At 38.7% G+C, this 23,908-nt stretch carries 24 protein-coding genes; 7 read left to right on the top strand and 17 right to left on the bottom strand.

Annotation, left to right across the window (positions count from 1 at the left end; all coding sequences use genetic code 11):
* Position 1 precedes the first annotated feature (1 nt).
* Positions 2–2,425, top strand: a complete 2,424-nt coding sequence (locus tag OD757_RS04190; protein WP_263030942.1) for a CSLREA domain-containing protein — start codon at positions 2–4, stop codon at positions 2,423–2,425.
* A gap of 95 nt (positions 2,426–2,520) precedes the next feature.
* On the opposite strand, the gene OD757_RS04185 is transcribed toward OD757_RS04190, so the two are convergent.
* The 5 genes from OD757_RS04185 to OD757_RS04165 form a co-directional block, all read right to left on the bottom strand.
* The gene (locus OD757_RS04185; protein WP_004790640.1) at positions 2,521–2,910 is read right to left on the bottom strand and encodes a DUF3106 domain-containing protein; all 390 of its coding nucleotides are present in this window, start codon (positions 2,908–2,910) and stop codon (positions 2,521–2,523) included.
* On the bottom strand, positions 2,900–3,220 hold the full coding sequence (locus OD757_RS04180) for a hypothetical protein (protein WP_004643705.1): 321 nt from the start codon (positions 3,218–3,220) through the stop codon (positions 2,900–2,902). Before OD757_RS04180 ends, OD757_RS04185 begins: the two co-directional genes overlap by 11 nt.
* Positions 3,210–3,824: an RNA polymerase sigma factor gene (locus OD757_RS04175; protein WP_004790645.1), complete on the bottom strand. Its 615-nt coding sequence runs from the start codon at positions 3,822–3,824 to the stop codon at positions 3,210–3,212. Before OD757_RS04175 ends, OD757_RS04180 begins: the two co-directional genes overlap by 11 nt.
* Before the next feature lie 159 nt (positions 3,825–3,983).
* Complete coding sequence (locus tag OD757_RS04170) at positions 3,984–4,760, bottom strand: TrmH family RNA methyltransferase (RefSeq protein WP_009393594.1); 777 nt, start codon at positions 4,758–4,760, stop codon at positions 3,984–3,986.
* A 59-nt stretch (positions 4,761–4,819) separates the two neighbouring features.
* On the bottom strand, positions 4,820–5,791 hold the full coding sequence (locus tag OD757_RS04165) for a class 1 fructose-bisphosphatase (RefSeq protein WP_263030941.1): 972 nt from the start codon (positions 5,789–5,791) through the stop codon (positions 4,820–4,822).
* A gap of 185 nt (positions 5,792–5,976) precedes the next feature.
* Between OD757_RS04165 and OD757_RS04160 the strand changes: the two genes are divergently transcribed.
* On the top strand, positions 5,977–6,162 hold the full coding sequence (locus OD757_RS04160; RefSeq protein WP_009393678.1) for an NF038105 family protein: 186 nt from the start codon (positions 5,977–5,979) through the stop codon (positions 6,160–6,162).
* Positions 6,163–6,220: 58 nt separating this feature from the next.
* Here the strand turns inward: OD757_RS04160 and pal are convergent, their stop codons facing one another.
* The 10 genes from pal to OD757_RS04110 all read right to left on the bottom strand — a co-directional run bounded on the left by pal (position 6,221) and on the right by OD757_RS04110 (position 15,906).
* Positions 6,221–6,781 carry a peptidoglycan-associated lipoprotein Pal gene (gene pal, locus OD757_RS04155; RefSeq protein ID WP_009393712.1) on the bottom strand — a complete coding sequence of 187 codons (561 nt, stop codon included), beginning with the start codon at positions 6,779–6,781 and terminating at the stop codon, positions 6,221–6,223.
* A gap of 27 nt (positions 6,782–6,808) precedes the next feature.
* A complete protein-coding gene (gene tolB / locus OD757_RS04150) occupies positions 6,809–8,089 on the bottom strand; it encodes a Tol-Pal system beta propeller repeat protein TolB (protein WP_009393565.1) in 1,281 nt (426 codons plus the stop codon).
* Positions 8,090–8,181: 92 nt separating this feature from the next.
* On the bottom strand, positions 8,182–9,528 hold the full coding sequence (gene tolA / locus OD757_RS04145) for a cell envelope integrity protein TolA (RefSeq protein ID WP_263030940.1): 1,347 nt from the start codon (positions 9,526–9,528) through the stop codon (positions 8,182–8,184).
* 3 nt (positions 9,529–9,531) lie between these two features.
* Positions 9,532–9,984, bottom strand: coding sequence for a protein TolR (gene tolR / locus OD757_RS04140; protein ID WP_003650231.1), 453 nt, complete (start codon positions 9,982–9,984; stop codon positions 9,532–9,534).
* Positions 9,984–10,682, bottom strand: a complete 699-nt coding sequence (gene tolQ, locus OD757_RS04135; RefSeq protein ID WP_003650232.1) for a protein TolQ — start codon at positions 10,680–10,682, stop codon at positions 9,984–9,986. The genes tolR and tolQ overlap by 1 nt, the downstream gene beginning before the upstream one ends.
* 23 nt (positions 10,683–10,705) lie before the next feature.
* Positions 10,706–11,113: a tol-pal system-associated acyl-CoA thioesterase gene (gene ybgC, locus OD757_RS04130; protein ID WP_009393444.1), complete on the bottom strand. Its 408-nt coding sequence runs from the start codon at positions 11,111–11,113 to the stop codon at positions 10,706–10,708.
* A gap of 210 nt (positions 11,114–11,323) precedes the next feature.
* A complete protein-coding gene (locus OD757_RS04125; protein WP_263030939.1) occupies positions 11,324–12,658 on the bottom strand; it encodes a M20 family metallopeptidase in 1,335 nt (444 codons plus the stop codon).
* 203 nt (positions 12,659–12,861) lie between these two features.
* Entirely contained in the window at positions 12,862–13,866 is a 1,005-nt protein-coding gene (gene ruvB, locus OD757_RS04120) for a Holliday junction branch migration DNA helicase RuvB (protein WP_009393711.1), read from the bottom strand.
* Between the two features lie 7 nt (positions 13,867–13,873).
* Entirely contained in the window at positions 13,874–14,473 is a 600-nt protein-coding gene (ruvA, locus tag OD757_RS04115) for a Holliday junction branch migration protein RuvA (RefSeq protein ID WP_016137345.1), read from the bottom strand.
* Between the two features lie 92 nt (positions 14,474–14,565).
* Positions 14,566–15,906, bottom strand: coding sequence for a deoxyguanosinetriphosphate triphosphohydrolase (locus OD757_RS04110; RefSeq protein ID WP_263030938.1), 1,341 nt, complete (start codon positions 15,904–15,906; stop codon positions 14,566–14,568).
* Positions 15,907–16,215: 309 nt separating this feature from the next.
* Here OD757_RS04110 and purL point away from each other — a divergent pair, with 309 nt between their 5' ends.
* From purL to OD757_RS04090, 4 genes are all read left to right on the top strand, one after another.
* Positions 16,216–20,049, top strand: coding sequence for a phosphoribosylformylglycinamidine synthase (purL, locus tag OD757_RS04105; RefSeq protein ID WP_263030937.1), 3,834 nt, complete (start codon positions 16,216–16,218; stop codon positions 20,047–20,049).
* Between the two features lie 77 nt (positions 20,050–20,126).
* Positions 20,127–21,332, top strand: coding sequence for a multidrug effflux MFS transporter (locus OD757_RS04100; RefSeq protein WP_263030936.1), 1,206 nt, complete (start codon positions 20,127–20,129; stop codon positions 21,330–21,332).
* A 200-nt stretch (positions 21,333–21,532) separates the two neighbouring features.
* Positions 21,533–21,658 (top strand): KGW motif small protein, encoded by a 126-nt coding sequence (locus tag OD757_RS04095; protein ID WP_005307535.1) that lies wholly within the window; start codon positions 21,533–21,535, stop codon positions 21,656–21,658.
* A 68-nt stretch (positions 21,659–21,726) separates the two neighbouring features.
* The gene (locus tag OD757_RS04090) at positions 21,727–22,047 is read left to right on the top strand and encodes an NGG1p interacting factor NIF3 (RefSeq protein WP_263030935.1); all 321 of its coding nucleotides are present in this window, start codon (positions 21,727–21,729) and stop codon (positions 22,045–22,047) included.
* On the opposite strand, the gene OD757_RS04085 is transcribed toward OD757_RS04090, so the two are convergent.
* Positions 22,040–22,840 carry an enoyl-CoA hydratase-related protein gene (locus tag OD757_RS04085; protein WP_263030934.1) on the bottom strand — a complete coding sequence of 267 codons (801 nt, stop codon included), beginning with the start codon at positions 22,838–22,840 and terminating at the stop codon, positions 22,040–22,042. The genes OD757_RS04090 and OD757_RS04085 overlap by 8 nt on opposite strands.
* 109 nt (positions 22,841–22,949) lie before the next feature.
* Here OD757_RS04085 and OD757_RS04080 point away from each other — a divergent pair, with 109 nt between their 5' ends.
* Positions 22,950–23,522, top strand: a complete 573-nt coding sequence (locus OD757_RS04080) for a nicotinate-nicotinamide nucleotide adenylyltransferase (RefSeq protein ID WP_263030933.1) — start codon at positions 22,950–22,952, stop codon at positions 23,520–23,522.
* A gap of 15 nt (positions 23,523–23,537) precedes the next feature.
* On the opposite strand, the gene OD757_RS04075 is transcribed toward OD757_RS04080, so the two are convergent.
* Positions 23,538–23,900 (bottom strand): glyoxalase superfamily protein, encoded by a 363-nt coding sequence (locus tag OD757_RS04075; protein ID WP_263030932.1) that lies wholly within the window; start codon positions 23,898–23,900, stop codon positions 23,538–23,540.
* Positions 23,901–23,908 lie beyond the last annotated feature (8 nt).

Here is a 23,908-nt window from a genome sequence, read left to right as displayed (position 1 = left end):
TATGAAAAATTATCAAAAAGCACTGGGTGTAATTACTGTTATCGCAGCAATGCCTTTAATGGCTCAAACAACAATAAAAGTTACAACATTTGCTGATGAGGATAATGAGAACATGAATGCATGTTCTCTACGTGAAGCTATTACAGCAGCAGAAATGCGTAAATCTTATGGGGGATGTGAGGTTTCTGCAATTGATGCAAACTACACAATTCAACTCGAAGGTGGTACTTACACCTTAAATAAAGAATTAACCCCTAAAATCGGTTTGAATATTATTGGGAAAGAAGCGACGGATTGGGAGCGAAAAGGGGTTCTAACTAATGACTATCCAGCCCAAAAAGCGCTTGAAACTCGTATAAATGCTGGGGGAAAATCACGTATCTTTAATACGGCTGTTTACCAGCAACCTTTAACATTAACTAATATTATTTTAGAAAATGGTAAAACTACTGAGTCTGGTGGTGCAATTTATGCTGGCGCCGATGTAACTTTAAAAAATAGTCAGATATTAAACTCACAAGCATCTAAAGGTGGAGCGATTTACCTTGGAGGTAATACTGCCAGTTTAACGATGAGTCATTCTTTAATTCAAAACAATGGCCAGTCTTCAACGGAAGGTAGTATTCTCGCAATGAGTTGTATGTTTAATACTTCATATAGCGCACGTACTATATCGTTGGATTCAAATAGTTTTGTTAATAATGGATCGGCTAGTTCAATAAGTGCTTTTAATTTTTGTGGTAGCCCTACAGCCTCCTTTACAAATAATACAATTGCACAAAATATTGCGAGTCCGACTAACGGTAGTATTCTTAAATTTACAGGTGATGCTGATCCAGCAAAAAATCAAACCAGTAATTTAAGTTCGGATAGTAGTTTAATACTGCAAAATAATACGATTGTTGAGAACTCTGCAAACACAACTTTTTTATATGATAAATTAGGTGATAAAAACTTAAATTTTAATGTATTAGCTTTTAATGAAGGGGCTTATGCTTGCCGATATTTACTTGGGGCTGCAGCTGAGGAAAAAGATACTGGACTAGATTTGAGGTTTAATGCTTTAAATTTAACAGGCAATGCACCAAAATGTGATGTACCCAAAGAAGTAGTTCCTACAGGTAATACTAATATTGATGTAAAAAATAATACTTTAAATACTTTATTAGAGCCTTTAAAAGGACCTAATGAAAATAATGGTTTTTTACCAATTTACTATCCTAAAAATAATTTTTCAGAGCCAGATTTAATTGATGTAGATTCAGAAAATAAAGGTACTTGCCAGACTCAAGATCAGCGTGGGTTAGCTAGGTTGGTAAGTAACACATACTATTATCAAACTTTAAATGAAAATAAAAATAGTTGTGATATTGGTTCAGTTGAATTAATGAAACTTACGGCAGGTGATCTAGAAGGTTTAGGTAATATTTCATTTACGACTTTAATAGAGACATATCAAAAAAGCTATGATTTGTATGATAGCCTGCTCAAAGATCCAACTACGCCATCAAACTTTATCGTTTACTATAAAGTTCGTTTAGCTGAATTTAAGGATTTACTGGATAAGTTTAAAAATGATACGGCTCATGTAAATACAAAATATCGAGCAATTTATATAGATTTAAAAAATTATGGTTTTCCTCTACCAACTGAAGACAGTAACCATGTGTTAAAGTTTTTTAATACGGCTGATTATAATGTTAAAGCAGAACCTTTGGGGGTGGCACAAAAAGTAGAAGATTTAACTCCCAAAACAGAGACTAAGAAAAACCAGAGATGTGTGTGGAATCCAACCGTACAGCAAATTCTTTTTTATCGTGTCGATGATGATGTTACTTCAAGTACAACTAATGAATTTTGTAAATATACAATTACCACTAAAGCGGGTGTCGAACTTAGTAGTGGATTGATTAAAGCAAAATTTGCAAATATCGCTCCTGTTTCTGGAGACGGCACAATAACTTTTAAGTATTTAGCAAATGAAATGATTCCTTTGAATTTGCTCAAATATGCGAATGATGATGGAGATGGGCCGGCTAGTACACTTAGTACAAATTCTAATAAGTCTCAATTTGCGGATTTACCAATTTATTTACCAAGCAAAGCTTCAAAAGATGGAATTTTTACGGTCGTTAAGGCAGATCGAGAAGGACCGTGTCCTGGTAAAGACAGTAAAAATACATGTTATGGCGGCAATATTTATATTCAAGCTAAAAATGTCTTTAACACCTTTAACGATACACTTTCTTATAATGTCTATGATGCTAATGGATTAATTTCAGCGAAACCGGGGACAATTAATCTAATAAGTACTGCAACTACCACAGATGATTCTCGAAGTGGGGGCGGTGGTGGTGGTAGCTTAGGAATTTTGTCTTTAGCATCTTTACTTGGTTTAGTGATCTATAGACGCTACCGTAAATAAACGATATAAAATAAAAAAGCCTCCAATTGGAGGCTTTTTTATAGAAAATTATTTAAGACATTAAATTCACTGTGTAGGAATTTTATAGAGTATATTTAGTGTTCTAAATACTTGTTCATATACTCTTCACGAATAGCTGTTCTTTCTTCTCCATTCGCTTTAAGCATACGCTGGCGCAAGTCATTACGCTCTTGTGTACTCATTTTTTGCCATGCTTCACGCATTTTTTCTTTTTCAGCATCGGGGAGTTGAGTAAACCAGTCCATACGTTGTTGTAGGTTCGTACTTTGATTTGCTGGTAACTCTTTTAAACTCTGATAACGTTTGATAACTGCACGTTGTTCCTCTTCAGAAAGAGCATTCCATGTGTCATCAACTTGTGTATTGGCATCCTTAGAAAAAATCCAAAATCGTTCAAAACCTGCAAAACTGGTTTGCAAGAAACTTAATGAACACAGGATAAGTGCTAATTTTTTAGCTGCCATGTTGTACTTTATCCTCACCCAAGACCATTAGCATTTCTAAATCTTCCACCATTTGTGGAGATAATTTAGGATTTACAATCACTTGATTTTGCGGCTTATCAACAATATCTGCTGAATTAGGTAAAATTACAAAACCTGTGATCGCAGCTGCAAGTGCAAAACCAGACATTTTCCAGACACTATAAAAAGAGGCTGGTTTTTGTTGAATATGGTCAAGCACATGATTCATGACCACTGTTTTATTTTTATGGTGATGTGCCAAACTATCAAGTTTAGACGTCACCTTTTTAGTGAAATCATCATGATTCATCAGAACCTCCCAAGGGATTTAAATGGGCTAAGTACTCTCTAAGTCCCTGAATTGCTCGGTGATAATGGGTTTTAACACTACCTTCAGTACAGTTCATGATCTGAGCTGTTGTGTGTGTGTCAAAACCTTCCCACGCACGTAACATAAATGCCTGTTGTTGACGAACAGGTAGCTTTGAAATTGCTTCTCGAATTTCTTCGATAGTCACTGCTTGATCAAGAAAATCTGCAGGATTGATGGCTTTTTCATCAACTACATCAATAACTTCGTCGTCGTCATTGTCCAGACTAACTTTTTTGAAGAATGAAAATGGGTTTGCTCTACGAGATTCTTTGCGGCGCCAATCCTGAAGTTTGTTGTTTAAAATAGTATAAAACAGGGGATACCATTCTTCAGTACTTTTATCGGCATAAGATTTGTGTAAAGCAATAAATGCTTCTTGAACCAAATCCATGGCAATACCTTGTTGACCTTGGGTAGCACTCTCCATCATCACCAAAGCACGTCCAGTAACATCTTGCATGAAAACCTTCAGGCGTTGTTCAGCCGTGCTTGCATGAGCACTAGATGTTTCCGATCGAGACTTTTTCGGTGCTAAATCCATGGAGATGGAAAATCCTGTCATTGGACATACCCACCTTATCTTCAATATATCTCTTATATAACGTTGAAAAGAGGTGGGAGGTTGACAACAATCGGTTATTTTTTACTAGTGTAATTGATTTTTTTCACAAATATGTGAGATGTAAAATAAATTAACGTTTTATTGGCGCTGACGAACCATTTCAAAAAAACAAATAGAACCTGCAATTGCTACATTTAATGACTCTTGGCCACCTGGCTGAGGAATAGTCACCGATTCTGCATGCTCTAAGGCGTAATCACTTGCACCTTGACCTTCATTTCCTAAAATCCAGACACACGGTTTGGAAAGATCTTTTGAGTAGATACTGGTTGAGCGATGTGAGCTTGTAACAAAAACTGGAATATGAAATTTTGGAAGAATATCTGTCAGTTGAAAGTTTTCAAAACAATGTAAGCTAAAATGAGCGCCCATACCTGCTCTTAAAACTCGTGGCGACCAAAGTGATGCAGAGCCTTGTGTACAAATAATTTGTTTAATATTTGCTGCTGCTGCTGAACGTAATAATGTGCCTACATTACCTGGATCTTGTATATTTTCCAGAATTAAAGTATCTACTTTATAGTCAATTGTTGATGCAGTTTTTGGCAAGTCAATAATAGCTAAACAAGGTAAGCTTGTACCTAATGTGCTCAAATCTCTATATAAAACTTCACTAATAACAAAAATATGACCTTGATGCAGTTCAATTATTTTTTTTAAATCAGTATGTTCTAATGCTTGTTCTGTTGTAAATAAAGAAAAAATCTTCTTTTGCTGTTGTAACCACGTCAAGCAGAGATGGGTACCTTCAAGGACAGTTTGTTGGTGCTTTTTTCGGGCGCTATTAAGTTCGATTAACCCACGCAAATGTTTAATTTTTGCATTGTCTTTTGATTCTAAAAAAATAACCGCCATAAGAAAATATCCAACAAAAGGGCACCATCATACTATGATGCCCTAAATAATTAAAATTATTAATGATAGCTTGTTACGCGTTCAACTTCGTTTTTAGAACCAATAATTACAGGAACACGTTGGTGAAGTTCTGTAGGTTCAATATCTAAAATGCGAACACGGCCTGTAGTTGATGCACCACCAGCTTGTTCAATGAGCATACTCATTGGATTTGCTTCATACATTAAACGTAAGCGCCCCGCTTTTGTCGGATCTTTTAAGTCATATGGATAAAGGAAAATACCACTACGACATAAGATACGGTGAATATCGCCAACCATACATGCGACCCAGCGCATATTGAAATCTTTTTCGCGAACAGAGGTTTTGCCTGCAAGTAATTCATCAATATATTGTTTTACTGGTTCTTCCCAATGACGCTGGTTAGACGCGTTAATTGCAAACTCTTGAGTATCTGCTGAAACTTGAACATTGTCAGTTGTGAGTAAGAATGTTTGAGTTTCTGGGTCTAAAGTAAAGAATACTACGCCATTCCCTACAGTTAAGGCCATCATGGTTGATGGACCATAAAGTACGTAACCAGCAGCAACTTGCTGTGTACCAGCTTGCATGAAATCGTCTGCTTGAGTTACCGCATTTTTTGCAGGAAGAATAGAGAAAATTGTGCCTACACACATATTGATGTCGATGTTGCTTGAGCCGTCTAATGGATCAAATAAAACCAAATATTTACCATTTTCTTGTGCAGGTGTGAACTCATCAAGTTCTTCAGAAGCAAGACCACCCACTTGTGGATGAACTTTTAAAGCATCAATTAAATAGTCATTAGAAATCACATCAAGTTTTTTCTGTGTTTCACCTTGAACATTTTCATTACCAGCACTACCCAAAATACCAGCGAGCGCACCTTTTTGTAAGGCTTGATCGATTGTTTTACAGGTAGTGGCGATAGTGTCGATGACTTGAGCCAACTCAGGTGTCAGGTTCCCTTTTTGTTGTTGTAAAAATTGGGACAATGTGAGGTTGGACATATAGAATAGCTCCTGTGCTTCAAGCATCAAAATGAGTCAGATAAATACGTGGCATATTCTAGATGAGAATGTCACAAAATAAAAATTATCTTACTTTATTTGTGTTGGATTTATGCTTACAACCCTCATTTTAAATGGTATGTTGATTACATGACAACGGACTGTATATTTTTAGGAGAATCGAAATGACAACAAAGAAGTTTGATGCGACCCCCACGGCAGGTGAACCAATCAATCTAGATGAAATTTCGAAAGAGAATGTTCAGGAAGCGTGGAAAGATTATGAGGCAAAACCTGAATATAAAGATTTTAATAAGCATGATTTGATTGAATCTATGCAACATACTGAAGAAGAAAAGAAATCTTCTTAAGTTATGTTGTTATAAAAAAACGCTCATAAAATATGAGCGTTTTTTTATGCATATTCCCTTATTTTAATAAAGGAGGTACTGCTTCGTAATTAATTTCAACGCGGCGATTTTCTTTCCATGCAGATTCATCATGTCCTGCATTAACAGGCGCTTCTTTACCATAACTTACAGCTTCAAGTTGCTGTGGGTTTACACCATTGGTAATTAGGTAGCTTTGTACAGCTTTAGCACGACGCTCGCCTAAAGCCATGTTGTATTCACGTGTACCACGTTCATCTGTATGGCCAGTTAAAGCAACTTTTGAGTTTGCATTTGCCATAAGGAACTGAGCATGAGCTTGAAGCGTTTGATAGTCTTCAGTAGATAAGTCACTGCTGTCATAATCAAAATGAACAACGCGTTTAGCTAAAGCAGCTTTATTTGCTTCAGTTACACCTTTCGATGAAGCACCAGCCAAATTTTGAGCATTTAATGCTGCATCTTCACTTAAACCAGAAGTGTTAACTGTACTTGGATTTGTACCAGTTGTTGTAGTTGCTGCAGGTTTGCGGCTAGCACAACCTGTCATCACAAGCGCTACGCTAAGAAAGGGTAAAGCTAAATATTTGATTGATTTCATGACTATCTCCATCAATGGAATTAAAAGTTATTTTGGTGCCCAAGCTGGTTCACGTACTTCACCTTGTTCGCTTGGTAAATTCATACGGAAACGTCCATCAGTAGACATGATAGATAACAAGCCACGGTTGCCTTCACGAGTCGCATAGACCACCATTTGCCCATTCGGTGAGAAACTTGGTGATTCATCTAAACTGGTTGGAGTAAGAATATTGGTGATACCAGTATTAATGTCCTGAATTGCAACTTTATAACTGCTGCCACTTGGACGATGAACAAGAGCAATCTTTTTGCCATCTGCACTCAAAGTTCCACGTGCATTAAATGACCCTTTAAACGTTATACGTTTTACTGACCCATCAGCAAAGGTATAACGATAGATTTGGGCTGAACCACCACGGTCAGAAGTGAAAATAAACGATTTTCCATCTGGTGTATAACGTGCTTCTGTATCAATTGCCGAGTCATTTGTCATACGTTTGACTTGGCGAGTTGATAAGTCCATTTGATAGATTTCTGGATTGCCATTCATAGATGCTGTAAATAGCATTGATTGGCCATCAGGTGAAAAACTCGGTGCGCCATTTAGACCTTTAAAGCTCGTGAGTACTTCACGTGTTCCAGTAGATAAATCTTGTAGATAAATTGCTGGACGTTTGGTTTCAAAAGAAACATAAGCAATTTTCTTGGCATCAGGTGTCCATGCCGGAGAAAGAATTGGGTCACGAGATGACAAAACAGTTTTTGGTTGTTCACCATCTGTATCTGCAATTTGTAAAGTATAACGTTCAGCAGGAGTGGCTGGATTTCTCAGTACATACGCAATACGGCCGCTAAAATCACCTGGAATACCAGTAAGTGCCTGATAAATAGCATCACTCACCATATGGCCAGCTTGACGTATGCGTGAAGCAGGCACATTTAAAAGTTCATTTAAAATGTATTGCTGCTTTTGTACATCATAAAGTTGGTAATGAACTTCAAAACCTGTAGCTGTCTGTTTAATTTGTCCAGTAACTACATAGGGAATTCCAGCGGCTTGCCAATCAGAAGCTTGAATCTGATTGATTGCAGCATTAGCCGGTAAATTTTTAGATGAGCTTGTAAAGCGTCCAGAACGGTTTAAGTCAGTTTCGACAATAGGTGAGAGCCCATTGTCATTATTAAACGGAACAATAGCAATTTTTGGTGCCTGATCTGGTGCTTTAGCAATTTCCAGATATAACTGGGCAAAAGCAGTTGTAGAAGCAATAGGGCTTAAGGCGGTGATTAATGCTAAAGATAGCAGGTGTTTGCGGCTCGTATTCATAAGTTTAAAGTCATAGCTGGTATTTTGTGACTGTTGATTTTGTAGCATAGTTACATGCCTTAAACTATTTAAAGCATGTAACTCTTTCAAAATTATTGCGCTCTAAATGTAGAGTTAACACTTCTTGCTTCGCGTCTTGCATCAGGGTCTGATGGCATAGGATATGGTGCAGAGGCTTGAATTGCGGCCTTAATACTTGCATCTAAAGCATCATCGCCACTTGAACGTGTGATCACAATAGAATTAACGCTACCTGAGTCTGAAAGGGTAAAACGGACACCAACTGTTTTACCGCTACTGCCAGTCGGAACATCCCAAGAGCGTCGAATTTTTTGCTCAAAATCACGTCTAGCTGAAGAAGCAATTTTTTTAGCTTCGGCTTTCTTCTGAGCTGCTTCTTCTTGTGCTTTTTGAGCAGATGCAGCTTTTGCTTCGGCCTCTGCTTCAGCTTTACGTTTAGCATCATCAGCAGCTTTTTGCTGTTTCGCTTTTGCATCAGCCTCAGCTTTGTGTTTAGCGTCGTCAGCTTTTTGCTGTTTAGCTTTAGCGTCTGCTTCAGCTTTACGTTTAGCATCGTCATTGGCTTTTTGCTGTTTCGCTTTAGCATCTGCTTCAGCTTTACGTTTAGCATCGTCATTGGCTTTTTGCTGTTTAGCTTTGGCGTCTGCTTCAGCTTTACGTTTAGCGTCTTCATTAGCTTTTTGCTGTTTAGCTTTCGAGTCCGCTTCGGCTTTACGCTTAGCATCTTCATTGGCTTTTTGCTGTTTCGCTTTTGCATCGGCTTCAGCTTTACGTTTAGCGTCTTGCTGTGCTTGAAGTTTAGCGTTTTCGGCTTTTTGGGCCTCATGTTTTAGCCTTGCATCAGTCTCAGCTTTACGCTTAGCCTCTTCAGCAACTTTTTGTCTGGCCTTAGCTTCTGCTTCGGCTTTCGCACTTTGTTCGGTCTTACGTTTTTGTTCAGCTTCAGATTTTGCTTTAGCCTCGGCTTGGCGCTTAGCTTCAACCTGTTGCTTTTGTATTTCCTCTATACGTTGCTGTTCTGCCGCTTGTTTAGCTTTTGCAGCTTCTTCAGCTTTACGTTTTTGTTCAGCTAATTTTGCTTGCTGTGCTTGTTCGGCCTTTTGCTTTTGAGCAGCAAGTTGTTGAGCTGTTGGAGGAGGAGGCGTAACCGGAAGATTTTGAGGAAGCGTTTCATCCACAATAGGGGTTAATACCTCTTTTGCTTCATTTGTAGCTGTAGTCTCTTGTTCAACTTCTTTTGCTAATGGAGGAGGTAAATCTTCTGGCTTAACTAAAATAGTTGTGAGCTTTTTTGGCTGTTCAGGTGGTTTACTCAAGCCTAAAAAAAGCAAGCCAACAATGGCAATTGCATGAACTCCTAGTGTAAAGCTCAATGCAATCGCATTTTGTTTAAAGTGTGGCTTTTGATTTTTATTCATAGCTTATTTTAAAGGCTCTGTCAGAAGGCCAACTTGAGTTAAACCTGCTTCTTGTAAACTTGCCATCAATGATACGACTTCCCCGTAAGGACGAGACTTATCACCATTGACTAAAACTGTGAGTTGTTTATTTTCTTGTTCAGCTTGTTTTTGAGCATCGCTTAAAACTTCTTCAAGTTTTTCACGAGACAATGGTTCACTATCTTTGTAATCTTCATATTGAAGATAAATATTGCCATCTTTACCAATCGTTACCATGGCTGGCATATCTTTTGATTCGATTGGGTGGTTATTTGCTTGAGGTAAATCGACTTTAATACCACTAGTAATCATGGGAGCAGTCACCATGAAAATAACCAAAAGTACGAGCATAACGTCAATATAGGGTACGACGTTCATATCACTTTTTAGTGGTTTTTTTATGCGCTCAAAGCGCCCTGAACGCTGAATTGCCATTATGCATCTTCCTGTGATGAACCCACAGACTGACGTTGCAATAAGGCAATCATCTCTTCAGCAAATAAAGCACGATCAGAGTAAACACTTTCGCTTTTAGAAGTGAAATGGTTAAAAGCCAATACGGCAGGAATTGCAGCAAATAAACCAATTGCAGTTGCAATAAGTGCTTCGGCAATACCCGGTGCAACAGTTGCTAGAGTAACTTGATCAACAGCAGCTAAGCCGATAAAGGCATTCATAATTCCCCAAACGGTACCGAATAGACCGATGTAAGGAGCTACAGAACCGATACTGGCTAAACTACCTAAGCCATATTCTAGATGGCTCTGATCACGACTCAAACCTACACGTAAAATACGTTCAGTTCCTTCAATGGTTTGTGAAACAGGAGCCTGACGTTTTTTAAGTTTAAAAAACTCACTCAACCCTTGATAAAAGATGTCTTCAAGACCTGAGCGTTTTGAGTTGAGCTGAGCATTGTTGTAAAGCGTGTTGAGTTCAGCACCCGACCAGAACATTTTTTGAAAATGCTCGTCTTCTTGATGTGCTTTTTTATAACTCATATGTAACTTGGCAATCAGATACCAACTAAAGATTGATGCTAACAATAAAATTAGCATGACCAACTGAACGACTGGACTTGCCTGTAAAATAAGGTCAGAAATATGCAGGGTTGATTCAATGTTTGTTGCCATAGTTACATATGCCGGTTGTTTTTTTAGTCTTGTTCCAATTCTTTACGAATAAGATCACGTATTTCTTCTGGAAGACGACGAGGCATCATTTCTTTGTTTAAACATGCCAACTCGACCTCACCAGAAGCAAGCAAGATTTCACCACGATAAATATTTTGTTGCAACATAAATGACGCAGCTTTACATGAAACTACACGTGCTGTAACAGTAATTAAATCATCCATTAAAATAGGACGCATGTATTTTACATCAATTTTGTGTACGACAAAGTTGTAGTCTTTTTGATGCCAGTAATGATCAACGCCAGCGGCACGGAGCCACTCAGTACGAGTACGTTCCATATAGCGAATGTGGTTGGCATGATAAACGATGCCACCTGCGTCCGTATCTTCAATATAAACACGAATGTTGAATTCAAAATGATTCGCCATGAGAGGATTCCGTTTTAGTTCACTATAGAGCTTTGCATTTAAATTGTGACTGCTGAATAAAACATCAATTTTATTCGAGGCCACGTATATGCTTTAAATACGGGGCAGTTTAGCAGATTGCATACTAAGTCCTATGGCACAACCTTTCAATTGCGATTGCTGTAATTCTGGTCTAAAAACGGTACATCTCATGGCGAGTATGCTTTTAAATTATGACGGTTTCCATGCGGTTTGAACTTGTTTTGATATATTCGGATAATTTAATACGAATCTTACATGCAGCTCTGTTCCAGTTTTTAAGGCCTTGTCATCTACGATAAAATAAGGACTATGATTTGGCGCAGCCTGAGTTAAGTCTTGATTTTCTGGAGTTGCACCTAAGAAAACAAAAAATGAGGGCATTAACTTGCCATAATAGGCAAAATCTTCACTGGCGCTGGCATTGTGATCAAGCACATGCAGTTTTGAATCTCCAGCAACTTTGGCTAATGTTGGCTGAATAAGTTGAGTAAGGGTTTTATCGTTCATGGTCACTGGTGCATAAGGTGCAATTTCAACCTTAGCAGTTACATCATTGGCTTGAGCATTATGCTCTATCATGACCGGTAGACTTTTTAAGATGTTATTTCTTATTTCTTCGTTATTAGAGCGAATGGTACCGATCATATTAACCTGTTCGGGAATTACATTTCCTGCTGTACCACCTTGAATATTGCCAATACTCACTACACCCATACCTTGAGTTAGGTCGGTTCTTCGACTAATAAGACTTTGTAAATTGTTAATCATTTGTGCCGATGCATAAATTGGATCTCTACCTAACCACGGGGTAGAGCCATGGACCTGTTTGCCATTGACCTGAATACGTAAGTGATCTGCACTGTTTAAAATAGCACCATCCTTGTAATAAAGATGACCACTTTTCATACCAGCTATGACATGTATTCCAAAAATAGCTTCTGGTTTATAGTTATTAAAAGCACCATCGGCGATCATTTTTCGTGAACCGATTTGATCACCCTGAGTGAAGTTATCTATATCTGCACCACCTTCTTCAGCAGGTTGGAAAACAAAAATAACGATGCCCGATATTTTATCTTTATTCGCAGCTAAAATTTTTGCTGCGCCTAATAACATTGCAGTGTGTGCATCATGACCACAAGCATGCATTACGTAAGTTTCCTTACCTTGATAAATTGCCTTTTGTTTACTGGCAAAGGGAACACCACTTTTTTCTTCCATGGGTAGAGCATCCATATCCGCTCGAAGTGCGATAATAGGGCCTGGTTTGTTGCCTTTTAAGATGCCAATTACACCGGTTTTCGCATAGCCTGTTTTGACTTGAATGCCATAAGACTTTAATTCTTTTTGAACAAGTGCAGAGGTTTTAAATTCCATATTGCCCAGTTCAGGATGTTGGTGAATGTTTTGTCTTAGCTGAATGACCTGATTTTCATTTTGTTGAGTAGCATCGTTAACCCAATCTGCTAGGCTCAGCTGACTCATGAAGGCGAGTGGCAAAAATAAAGCGGCTTTCTTATACATGTCCTTATCCTAAAATATTATTGTTCATAAGATTTAATATCTAGATTTCTTATAATTCAGTTTTTAAAAAAATTAAAAAATCAATAAGGTATAAAGAAAGACTTAAAAGGTATCGATTCGCTAATCGATTGATAAGACAATTATTATTTTATTTAAGAAAGTATAGTGAGACTAAAAAGGAAGAGAAAGTTCTCTTCCTTTGGCTAGTTTTTAGGCTCGGGTGGCGTCAGTCCAAATTGTAAATAAGACTGATTAGTTGCAATACGTCCTCTAGCGGTACGCATCACATAACCTTGTTGAATTAAATAAGGTTCAATCACGTCTTCAAGTGTGCCACTATCTTCAGCCATTGCGGCTGCTAGCGCTTCAACTCCTGCAGGACCACCATCAAAGCGCTCTAACAGCATGCTCAAATAACGGCGGTCTAAGGTGTCTAAGCCTGCCTTATCAACATTGAGCATATCAAGAGCACGTTGCGCCATTTCGTGGGTCACTTCACCTGTACCTTTCACTTGTGCATAGTCACGCACACGTCGTAATAATCGATTGGCAATACGAGGTGTTCCACGTGCACGACGTGCAATTTCTTCTGCACCCTCAACTGTAGTTGGCACATTCATTAAGTTTGCAGAGCGTGACACAATATGAGTTAAGTCTTCTACAGAATAAAACTCAAGACGTTGCACAATACCGAAACGGTCACGTAGTGGTGATGTAAGCAAGCCCGCACGAGTCGTTGCAGCGACCAATGTAAACGGTGGTAAATCGAGTTTAATTGAACGAGCAGCCGGACCTTCACCAATCATGATATCTAATTGGTAATCTTCCATCGCTGGATAGAGAATTTCTTCAATCACTGGAGAAAGGCGGTGAATTTCATCAATGAACAAGACATCGCCTTCTTCAAGGTTGGTGAGCATTGCCGCTAAGTCGCCCGCACGCTCTAAAACTGGCCCTGAAGTAGATTTAAGATTACCGCCCATTTCACGCGCAATAATGTTGGCAAGTGTGGTTTTACCCAAGCCCGGTGGACCAAAAATTAGCGTGTGGTCGAGTGCTTCACCACGACCGCGAGCTGCGCCAATAAAAATTTCCATTTGCTCGCGTACTACAGGTTGTCCAATGTAGTCGGCAAGTGAAGTCGGTCGAATCGCCCGATCAAAATGATCTTCTGGTTTTTCTGCTCCACTGATTAAACGGTCTTGCATAAGTGTTTTACTTCATCATTGATTTTAGAGCAGCACGAATAATATCGGCTGATTCGGTGTAATCGGCTTTAACCGCAGCAACAGCTTTTTGTGCTTCAAGTGGCTTATAACCTAAAGATTGCAAAGCGGCTTCTGCTTCTGCTACAGGTGAGTTTGCAGCAAACTGAATTTGAGGCAGGGTAGCTGAAGTAGAAGTTCCTTGAGCCAATGTTTTGAAACGGTCACGAAGCTCAATCATTAAACGCTCGGCTGTTTTTTTGCCAACGCCCGGAACTTTGACTAACGTGTTGATATCGTCATGCTCAATCGTATGCACTAACAACTCAACGCTTAATGTCGACAAGATACCTAATGCCATTTTCGGACCGACACCATTTACTTTTAATAGGGTGCGGAAAATAGTTTTTTCTTGAGCATCACTAAACCCATAGAGCTGTTGAGCATCTTCACGGACAACCAAATGCGTCCATAGCGTAACTTTCTGGCCTTTTTGTAATTGGCAAAATGTTGAAAGTGGCGTATCAATTTCATAGCCCACACCATTTACATTTAGTAATACAGTAGGGGCTTCTAGGGCAAACACTTCGCCAATTAAACATCCGATCATAGAGTAGTTTCACTTATTCATAACTGTAAATCTGGTCATTTTAAAATTAATTAAAATGATACTGGTTTTATTTCTTTCTATATTAAGCCAGTTTAAAACAAACCTATTTTATTACCTTGCAACTCTTGCGCCAAGCTATAAGCCTGATGATCTGAGAACTTACTAATAATATCGAGTACTTGCATAATATTGCTGTAGTGATTATTGCTAAAGTTAGCACCATATAGACTAAGGATAGACATTAAACGTTGTTCTTTAAAGCTTAAAGATTTATGTGGGGTAGTCAGCGGTACAAATGCATCCAAAATCGTTTGCAAACTTTGATGCGCAATAATTTCTAGCCCTGATTTTTGTGGATGTTCAAAAATTTTGTCACGTGCCAGATTTTTGGCTGTTTCGATACCAACTGTAATATCGGGTGAACAATATTGTAAAAGGTTGCCTTTAAGCTGACCGGTAATGATTTCATAATGATGTTTAGCAAAGGCTGTGGTGACTTCATCAACTAGACGTTTCATGACACGACCACGTAGTGCCGAAATTTTTTGTTGCCACGTACTGTTCGGGTGTGACAATTCTTCGGGCTGCCCATAATCGGCAATAAGATTTAAGAAAATTGGTTCAACTTCTTGGTAAGTGAGCATATTTAAGATAATGCCATCTTCTAAATCAATTAAGGCATAGCAAATGTCATCAGCAGCTTCTAACAAGTAGGTCAGTGGGTGACGGCAGTAGTGATATTCACCTAACTGAATAAGCCCGAGCTGTTCAGCAATTTGTTTTAAAATTTCTTTTTCAGACTGATAGCACCCAAACTTTGCTCGTTGATGAGAAGGGCGATCACCTTGTGAAGCAATGGTCTTTGAAAGCCATGGATACTTTAAATAAGCTCCTAAGGTTGCATAGGTTAAGCGCATTCCTCCATCATTCGGATGATAGTCAATACGACTTAATAAACGTAATCCCTGAGCATTACCCTCAAACTGGCGAACATCTGCTTCTTCTTCTGGACTTAATTTTTTTAAAAAATCATTATGTGAAGCATCATCGAACCATTCTCGAATTGCATATTCACCAGCATGACCGAAAGGAGGGTTACCAATATCGTGAGCTAGACAGGCTGCTTGAATAATTGCACCAACATCGGCAGGAGAAATCCAGACAGGTAATTCATTTTTTATTTTTTCTGCTGCAAGCATACCCATTGAGCGGCCAATACAGGAAACTTCAAGTGAGTGAGTTAAACGGGTGTGAATGCCATCATGCTGTGCGAGTGGGTGAACTTGCGTCTTACGGTTTAGCTGACGAAAACTTTGAGAAAATATAATGCGATCATAATCTTTATGGAATGGGCTACGAGCCAGTTCTGTACTACTTTTTTTACTACCTAAACGAACTGCAGAAAGCAGCTCTAACCAACGCATTTGTTCCATTTATCATTATTCAAAACTATAAAACCTGATCATGCCAAAAAAAAGTTAAAAGCACTAGCATGGTGCGACATAGTTTGTCTTAGTTCAGGTTTTATTATGTTATTGACTAAACATGAAACAATTTATTTTTAGCCAGAATGCCTAAAAAAATGATTTTGAACAAAAAACTCATCACTTCTTGCAGAATTAGGTTACAGAATACTGATTCTACATCTAGCTGATTTTAGCAAGACGCAGTAGAATATGCGCTCTCTCTAAAGTCACATTGCGGTAAGGTTCACAAGACCTGCCCGTGGAGCCAAAATCAACATGTTTATCGTGGCCGGTGCAGCAGCACATTCTTCTTTTAAGAAAGCTCAACTATTAACACGTTTATCGTCAATTAGTTCTGTTCAATCTTTTGACAGCCAGTGGGTCTATTTGTTTGATCAAGCGCTCAACGAGCAGCAACATCAATCTGCTTTGCAATTATTAAATGACGGTGAGTCTTTTGAACTTCGTCAATCTGCAAGTGATGAGATTCAGATTTTAGTTACGCCACGTGTGGGTACTATTTCACCTTGGTCTTCTAAAGCAACTGATATTTTCAAAAACTGTAATACACCAGTACACCGTCTAGAACGTGGTCTTTTATTCACGTTAAAAGGTGTTACTGAAATTACGAATGAAGTTAAACAAGTACTTCATGACCGTATGACAGAAACAGTTTTTGCTCAAATTGATGATGCAAAAGCATTATTTTCAGAAACTGCTCCAAAACCATTAAATTCAATTGATATCTTAGGTCAAGGCAAAGAAGCTTTGGTTAAAGCAAACAATGAGTTCGGTTTTGCGTTGTCTGAACAAGAAATTGATTACTTAACTGAAGCATTCGGTAAGCTTGGTCGTAATCCAAATGACATCGAGTTGATGATGTTTGCACAAGCAAACTCTGAGCACTGTCGTCATAAAATCTTTGGTTCTGAATGGACAATTGATGGTGAAAAACAACCATTATCATTGTTCCAGATGATTAAAAACACCTATAAAGAATCACCAAATGATGTTTTATCGGCATATAAAGATAATGCGTCAGTAATTGTGGGTTATGACACGATGCGTTTTTATCCGAAAGCGGATGAAAATGGTCACTTTGTTTATAAATATAAGAGCCAAGCTGCTCATATTTTAATGAAGGTTGAAACTCACAACCACCCAACAGCAATTTCTCCATTTGCTGGTGCTGCAACTGGTTCAGGCGGTGAAATCCGTGATGAAGGTGCAACAGGTCGTGGTGGTAAACCAAAAGCTGGTTTAACAGGTTTCACAGTTTCGAACTTAAACATTCCTGGTTTTGAACAACCTTGGGAAGAAAACTACGGTAAACCTTCACGTATGGCATCGCCATTACAAATCATGATTGAAGGTCCATTAGGTGGTGCGGCATTTAATAACGAATTTGGTCGTCCTGCGTTAAATGGTTATTTCCGTACTTTCGAACAGAATGTAAATGGTGAAGTGAAGGGCTTCCACAAGCCAATCATGATCGCTGGTGGTTACGGTAATATCCGTCCTGACCATGTAGAAAAAGATGCGATTCAACCAGGTGATTTACTCATTGTATTGGGTGGCCCTGCAATGTTAATCGGTCTTGGTGGCGGTGCAGCATCTTCTGTAGATAGCGGTACAATGGGTGAAAGCCTTGATTTCGCTTCAGTACAACGTGAAAACCCAGAAATGGAACGCCGTTGTCAAGAAGTGATCGATACTTGCTGGCGCTTAGAAGACTTCAATCCAATCGTTTCTGTACACGACGTTGGCGCGGGCGGTCTATCAAATGCTATGCCTGAACTTGTGAATGATCATGAGTTAGGTGCAGTTCTTAACCTTCGTAAGATCCCTTCATTAGAGCCGGGCATGAGCCCAATGGAAATCTGGTCAAATGAAGCACAAGAGCGTTATGTTCTTGCTATTCGTCCCGAATCTTTAGAGCAGTTCGAAGCAATCTGTGCACGTGAACGTTGTCCGTTTGCTGTGTTAGGTGAAGCAACTGAAGCACGTCACTTAACAGTTGAAGATCCATTGTTCCAAAATGATGCTGTTGATATCCCAATGCAGGTAATGCTTGGTGGTACGCCACGCATGCAGCGTTCTTATGAAACTATTGAACGTAGTGGCGATGATTTTGACGCTTCAAAAGTTGATTTGAAAGATGCGATTTTCCGTGTATTGAAAAACCCGACAGTTGCATCTAAGTCATTCTTAATCACAATTGGCGACCGTTCAATTACAGGTATGGTTGCTCGTGATCAAATGGTTGGTCGTTGGCAGGTTCCTGTTGCAGATGCAGCAGTAACGACAACAAGTTTGCAAGGTTTCACTGGTGAAGCAATGGCAATGGGCGAACGTCCACCAGTTGCATTGTTAAATCCAGCAGCATCTGCTCGTTTGGCAGTTGCTGAAGCAATTACCAATATTGCATGTGCAAACATTGAACAAATTAGCGATATCAAACTTTCTGCAAACTGGATGGCTGCTGCTGGTCAAAAAGGTGAAGACCAAGCACTGTTTGAAGGCGTGAAAGCAATTGGTATGGAAATGTGTCCTGCTTTAGGAATTGCAATTCCAGTAGGTAAAGACTCACTTTCAATGCGCACGACTTGGAATGACAACGGCGAAGATAAAGCTGTAACTTCTCCAATGACGGGTGTAATCACTGCTTTTGCTCCAGTGACAGATGTTCGTAAGACCTTAACGCCTGAACTTAAGAATCTAGAAGATTCTGTACTTGTACGTATTGATTTATCTAAAGGTCAGTTCCGTCTAGGCGGTTCGATTCTTGCACAAGTATATAAAGCAATCGGTTCAATCACTCCAGACGTAGATAGTTTTGATGACTTCAAAGCGTTCTTTGCTTTAATCCAAGACTGGAACAATCGTGGCTTGATTCAAGCTTACCATGACATCGGTGATGGTGGTTTATTAGCTTCTGTAGCTGAAATGATGTTTGCTGCACGTTTAGGTGTTGCGTTAGAAAACCAGACTACTGCTGGCTTATTTGCAGAAGAAATTGGTGCAGTACTTCAAATCAAAGCAACTGATTGGGAAGCTTTACAAGCAGAAATCGCAGCTTCTAGCTTAAAAGATGCAATTGCTGTAGTTGGTCGTGTAAATAACTCAGATCAATTATCTGTAAATGGTTTAACTTTAGATCGTGCTGAATTACAACAAGCTTGGTCTGAGGTATCTCATCAGATCCAACGTTTACGTGATAACGTAGAAACTGCTGACCAGGAATTTTCATTAATTACTGATAATGCACACCAAGGTTTAATTGCTAAACCAACATTCGATTTGAATGAACCTATTGAAGCGCCGTTCATTAATACACGTCGTCCTAATATGGCGATCTTGCGTGAGCAAGGTGTAAATGGTCATATTGAAATGGCAGCAGCCTTTGATAAGGTTGGGTTCAATACTATTGATGTGCATATGAGTGATTTACTTGCTGGTCGCGTTAGCCTAAGTGATTTTGAAGGTTTAGTGACTTGTGGTGGTTTCTCTTACGGTGACGTAATGGGCGCTGGTGGTGGTTGGGCAAAATCAGTATTGTTCAACGCTAAATTACGTGATCAGTTTGAACAATTCTTCCACCGTGAAGATACGTTCAGCTTAGGTATCTGTAATGGTTGCCAAATGTTGTCACAATTAGCGCCACTTATTCCGGGTGCTGAACACTGGCCACGTTTCCACCGCAATATGTCAGAAGTTTTTGAAGCTCGTAGCGTAAACGTTCGTGTTGAAAAATCTGTTTCTGTATTACTTGATGGCATGGAAGGATCAATCTTACCGATTGCTGTTGCACATGGTGAAGGTCGTGCGGTTGCTAGTGAAAGTGCACTTGCTGGTTTAAATGCAGGTAACCAAGTTGTATTACGCTATGTTGATAGCCTTGGTAACCCGACTCAGCATTATCCATTGAACCCAAATGGCTCACCTGAAGCGATTACTGGTGTGACTTCTAAAGATGGTCGTGCAACGATTATGATGCCACATCCTGAGCGTACTTTCCGTGCGCTTCAGCATTCTTGGAAACCAGAAGAGTGGACTGAAGACGGTGCATGGTTACGTATGTTCCGTAATGCTCGTAAGTTTATTGGTTAATATAAAGATTAAAATAAGCCACCGTAAGGTGGCTTATTTATATGTAGTAGAATATTAATAAATAGTGGAGAAGAAAAATGAAATCAAAAATCCATTTCCGTGAATTTGCATTGCTCATGGCATTGCTCATGTCGATTGTTTCTTTTTCGATAGATGCAGTTTTACCTGCTTTAGGTGAGATTGGGCGAGTTTTTGACTTAAAAAATAGTAATCAGTCACAATGGGTCATTATTGGTATTTTTTCTGGCATGACCATTGGGCAGCTCATTGCGGGGCCTCTATCCGATGCGATTGGGCGTAAACGTATTTTATTCACAGGAATTATTATTTATTTTCTGGGAAGTTTATTGTGCTTTACAACACAAAGTTTTGAGTGGTTTTTAGTTGGGCGCTTTATTCAAGGCATTGGTGTTTCAGGGCCTTATGTTGCTACTATTTCAATTGTTAGAGATAAATACAGCGGAGCTCAAATGGCTCGCATCATGTCTTTAATCATGATGGTATTTATGGTGGCTCCAGCAGTTGCACCGAGTCTAGGGCAACTCATTATTCATTTCTTTGGTTGGCGTGAGATCTTTGTTTTATATATGGTTTATGCCACAGTGATTGGAGCATGGGTTGCTTTACGATTAGAAGAAACCTTAATGCCTGAAAATCGTTTACCTATGCGGTTGCAAGCATTTCAAGAGGGCTTTAAAGAAGTTGTGAGTAATAAAACCACCATGAGCTATTTGCTATGTGCAGGTTTTTGCTTTGGTGGATTCATTGGTTATTTGGGAACTTCTCAACAAATCTTTATGCAACAGTTTGGTAAAACAGGACAAGAATTTAGTGCTTATTTTGCCGTGCTTGCTGGTGTGATGGGAGTCGCCTCATTTACAAACTCTAAAATTGTTATGAAGTTTGGAATGCGTCCAATCTGTATTTATGGCTTTTTAGGCTTGTGCTTAATTTCTTTAATTTTCTTAGGAATTCAGCTTTTAGGCGTGGCTGTATCATTCTGGATGTTTATGCTTTATGCCTGTATTTTATTTTTATTATTTGGAACTCTATTTGGTAATTTAAACGCGATTGCGATGGAACCAATGGGGCATGTCGCTGGAATGGCATCGGCTATTATTGGTGCAGCTTCCTCTGTCTTGTCACTTATTCTTGCCTCTATTATTGGACAGTTATATAACGGTACATTAATTCCAATGACCTTTGGTTTTGTTATTTTGTGTGGTTTAGCTTTTGCCATGACAATATATGAGAATAGATATTTAAAGAAATCGGATGCTTAAAATTATAGGAATGAAGATAATTCACTGATTTTTCAAATTTCTTTAAACTAATAGCTGCATATGGATTTTTGAAACTCTTGAAGCATTTTAAAAAAAAGTATAAGAGTATAGACAGCTTACTATTTAACCCCTTATGCTTTATTTGAGGTTGGTTCAATTTTTGCTTTCTCTGTAACAACGATAAAAAATCGGAGATCAAAATGATGAAAAATGAAAATCACATAAAAACGTTTTATAAAAAAGATATGGGCTGGCGTTTATTTGGCTTGGCGCTTGCGATTCAAATTCTCTTTATTGGAGCAAATTATTTGGTAATGATGAGCTGACTTTGATTCTGAAGCTTTTTTAACGGTATGATTTAAAGCATGTTCACTAGTTTTGAGTCATTTTGCTCATGTTAAAGCTGATTTATTACGTACCTGAGTCACATCTTGAGTCGACTAAACAAGCCATTTTCTCTGCTGGTGCAGGTGGTATTGGTAATTATGAACACTGCGCATGGCAAGTGAAAGGAATAGGGCAGTTTAAGCCAGTTAAAGGCGCAGACCCTTATATCGGAGAACTAGGTGAACTTGAACAAGTCGAAGAATGGCGTGTGGAAACAATCGTGATTGAAGAAAATGCCAAGGCCGTAGCGAAAGCACTAAAGGCAAGCCATCCTTATGAAGAGCCTGCCTTTGAGTTTATTCAAATCATAGAAATTGATTTTAATTAAACTGAGAAAAATCCGGTTTGCGTTTTTGCATAAATGCTTGCACTGCTTCTAGCATTTCAGGTGAGTGAACGCGTTGCATAAAGATTTCAGCTTCGTGATCAATACATTCAATAATCTGTTCTAAATTATGCTTCATGAGCGCTTTGGTTTGTTTTAACGATGCAAGTGGTAAAGCTGCTAAATGCTGAGCTGTTGCCTGAGCAGAGGCATAAGCATCTTCAACGACTTCATTAACTAACCCAGCTTGTACCGCGGTTTCTGCATTGAACTTTTTCGCAGTAAATAGAAGTTCAGCTGCTTTGTGATAACCCGCTTGTTGAATGAGTAATTGACTTGCACCACCTTCTGGAGAAAGGCCAAGACTTACAAATGGAATTTGGAAAAGGGCGGTGTTGTCAGCAAAAACTAAATCTGCGTGTAATAAAATCGTAACGCCAATTCCAATTGCCACACCTTTTACTGCAATAATAAGTGGCTTTGATAATTTGGCAGCCGCTTTAAGTAAAACGAATGGCGGAACTTTTCCGGCTGGGCCCATGTTAGGATTTTGTACAAAACCCATAAAATCTTTCATGTCATTGCCAGCGGTAAAATCTTGCTCTACACCACGTAGAATGACTACTCGAACATCTTTATTAAGGTCGGCTTCATCTAGTGCTTGAGCAATCCATAAATAAAGTTCGCCATAGAGTGCATTTTTTGCATCTGGGCGATTTATGGCTAAGGTGAGTACGCCACCTTCTAAATTTGCGTGTAAATGTTGATGAGGTTGTTGAATACAGCTAAGTGTCATCGTACTATCCTTGCTTTAAACCACGTTGTTAATTTTTAGGTTCTCATTATGGCGCATATTTTTTGCAATGAGCGTTACTGATGAGTTCATAAAAAGTGAAAATCTAATTATGTATAAATTTGACTATCTCGTTTTTATAGGGCGTTTTCAACCATTTCATTTGGCTCATATGCAGACAATTGAAATTGCGTTACAACAAAGCCACTATGTAGTTTTAGCTTTAGGCTCTGCTCAAATGGAACGTAATATTAAGAATCCATTCTTAGCAGTAGAGCGTGAGCAAATGATCTTGTCAAATTTTTCATTGGAAGAACAAAAGCGGATTCTTTTTGTACATGTAGTGGATGTTTATAACGACGAAAAGTGGGTCAAACAAGTCAAAACTTTAGTGAATGGTGTGATTGAACCCAACTCAAAAGTTGGTTTGATTGGGCATTTTAAAGATGAGTCTTCCTATTATTTGAGACTGTTTCCTGAATGGATTATGGTTGAGCTTGATAGCTTAAAAGATTCAATTTCGGCAACGCCAATGCGAGAAGCTTATTATCGGGGTCAAATCCAAACAGAATTTTTCCCTGTAGGAACCATTCGATTTTTGGATGAATTTAAAAAAACACGTACTTATCAGCAACTACAGCAAAGATTTGAAGAAGATGACCGTTCTAATCTCGATGAGATTTGAATAAATCTATATCGATTAAGCATCTGCCCAAAAAATAATTCGGTTGGAAAAAGGATCAGTGATACTGAGTTCAAGTGTTTCCCAGTCGGTTTTTTCAATCTGAGGTTTAGAAAATTTATATTCCTTTTCACTCAATTCACTATGCAGCTCATAAATAGGTTCCCAATAAATACGAATTGCACTATGTGGGCTTGCATCTCCAAAATGTTCAGATAAATGAATGACACAATCATCTTTAGAAATTTGTAAATATAACGGAAAGTTATCTTCAAATTGATGTTGCCAATCAAGCTGAAAACCTAAGAAATCAAGATAAAATGATTGAGCTAAATCAACATCAAAAATTCTTAAAATTGGAGTGATTGAACCAGATTGCATCATTTTTC

The sequence above is a fragment of the Acinetobacter sp. AYS6 genome (assembly GCF_025630795.1).
GTDB lineage: Bacteria > Pseudomonadota > Gammaproteobacteria > Pseudomonadales > Moraxellaceae > Acinetobacter.
Note: the sequence above shows the minus strand (reverse complement) of the source record. Positions and strands in the feature narration are given on the sequence as shown.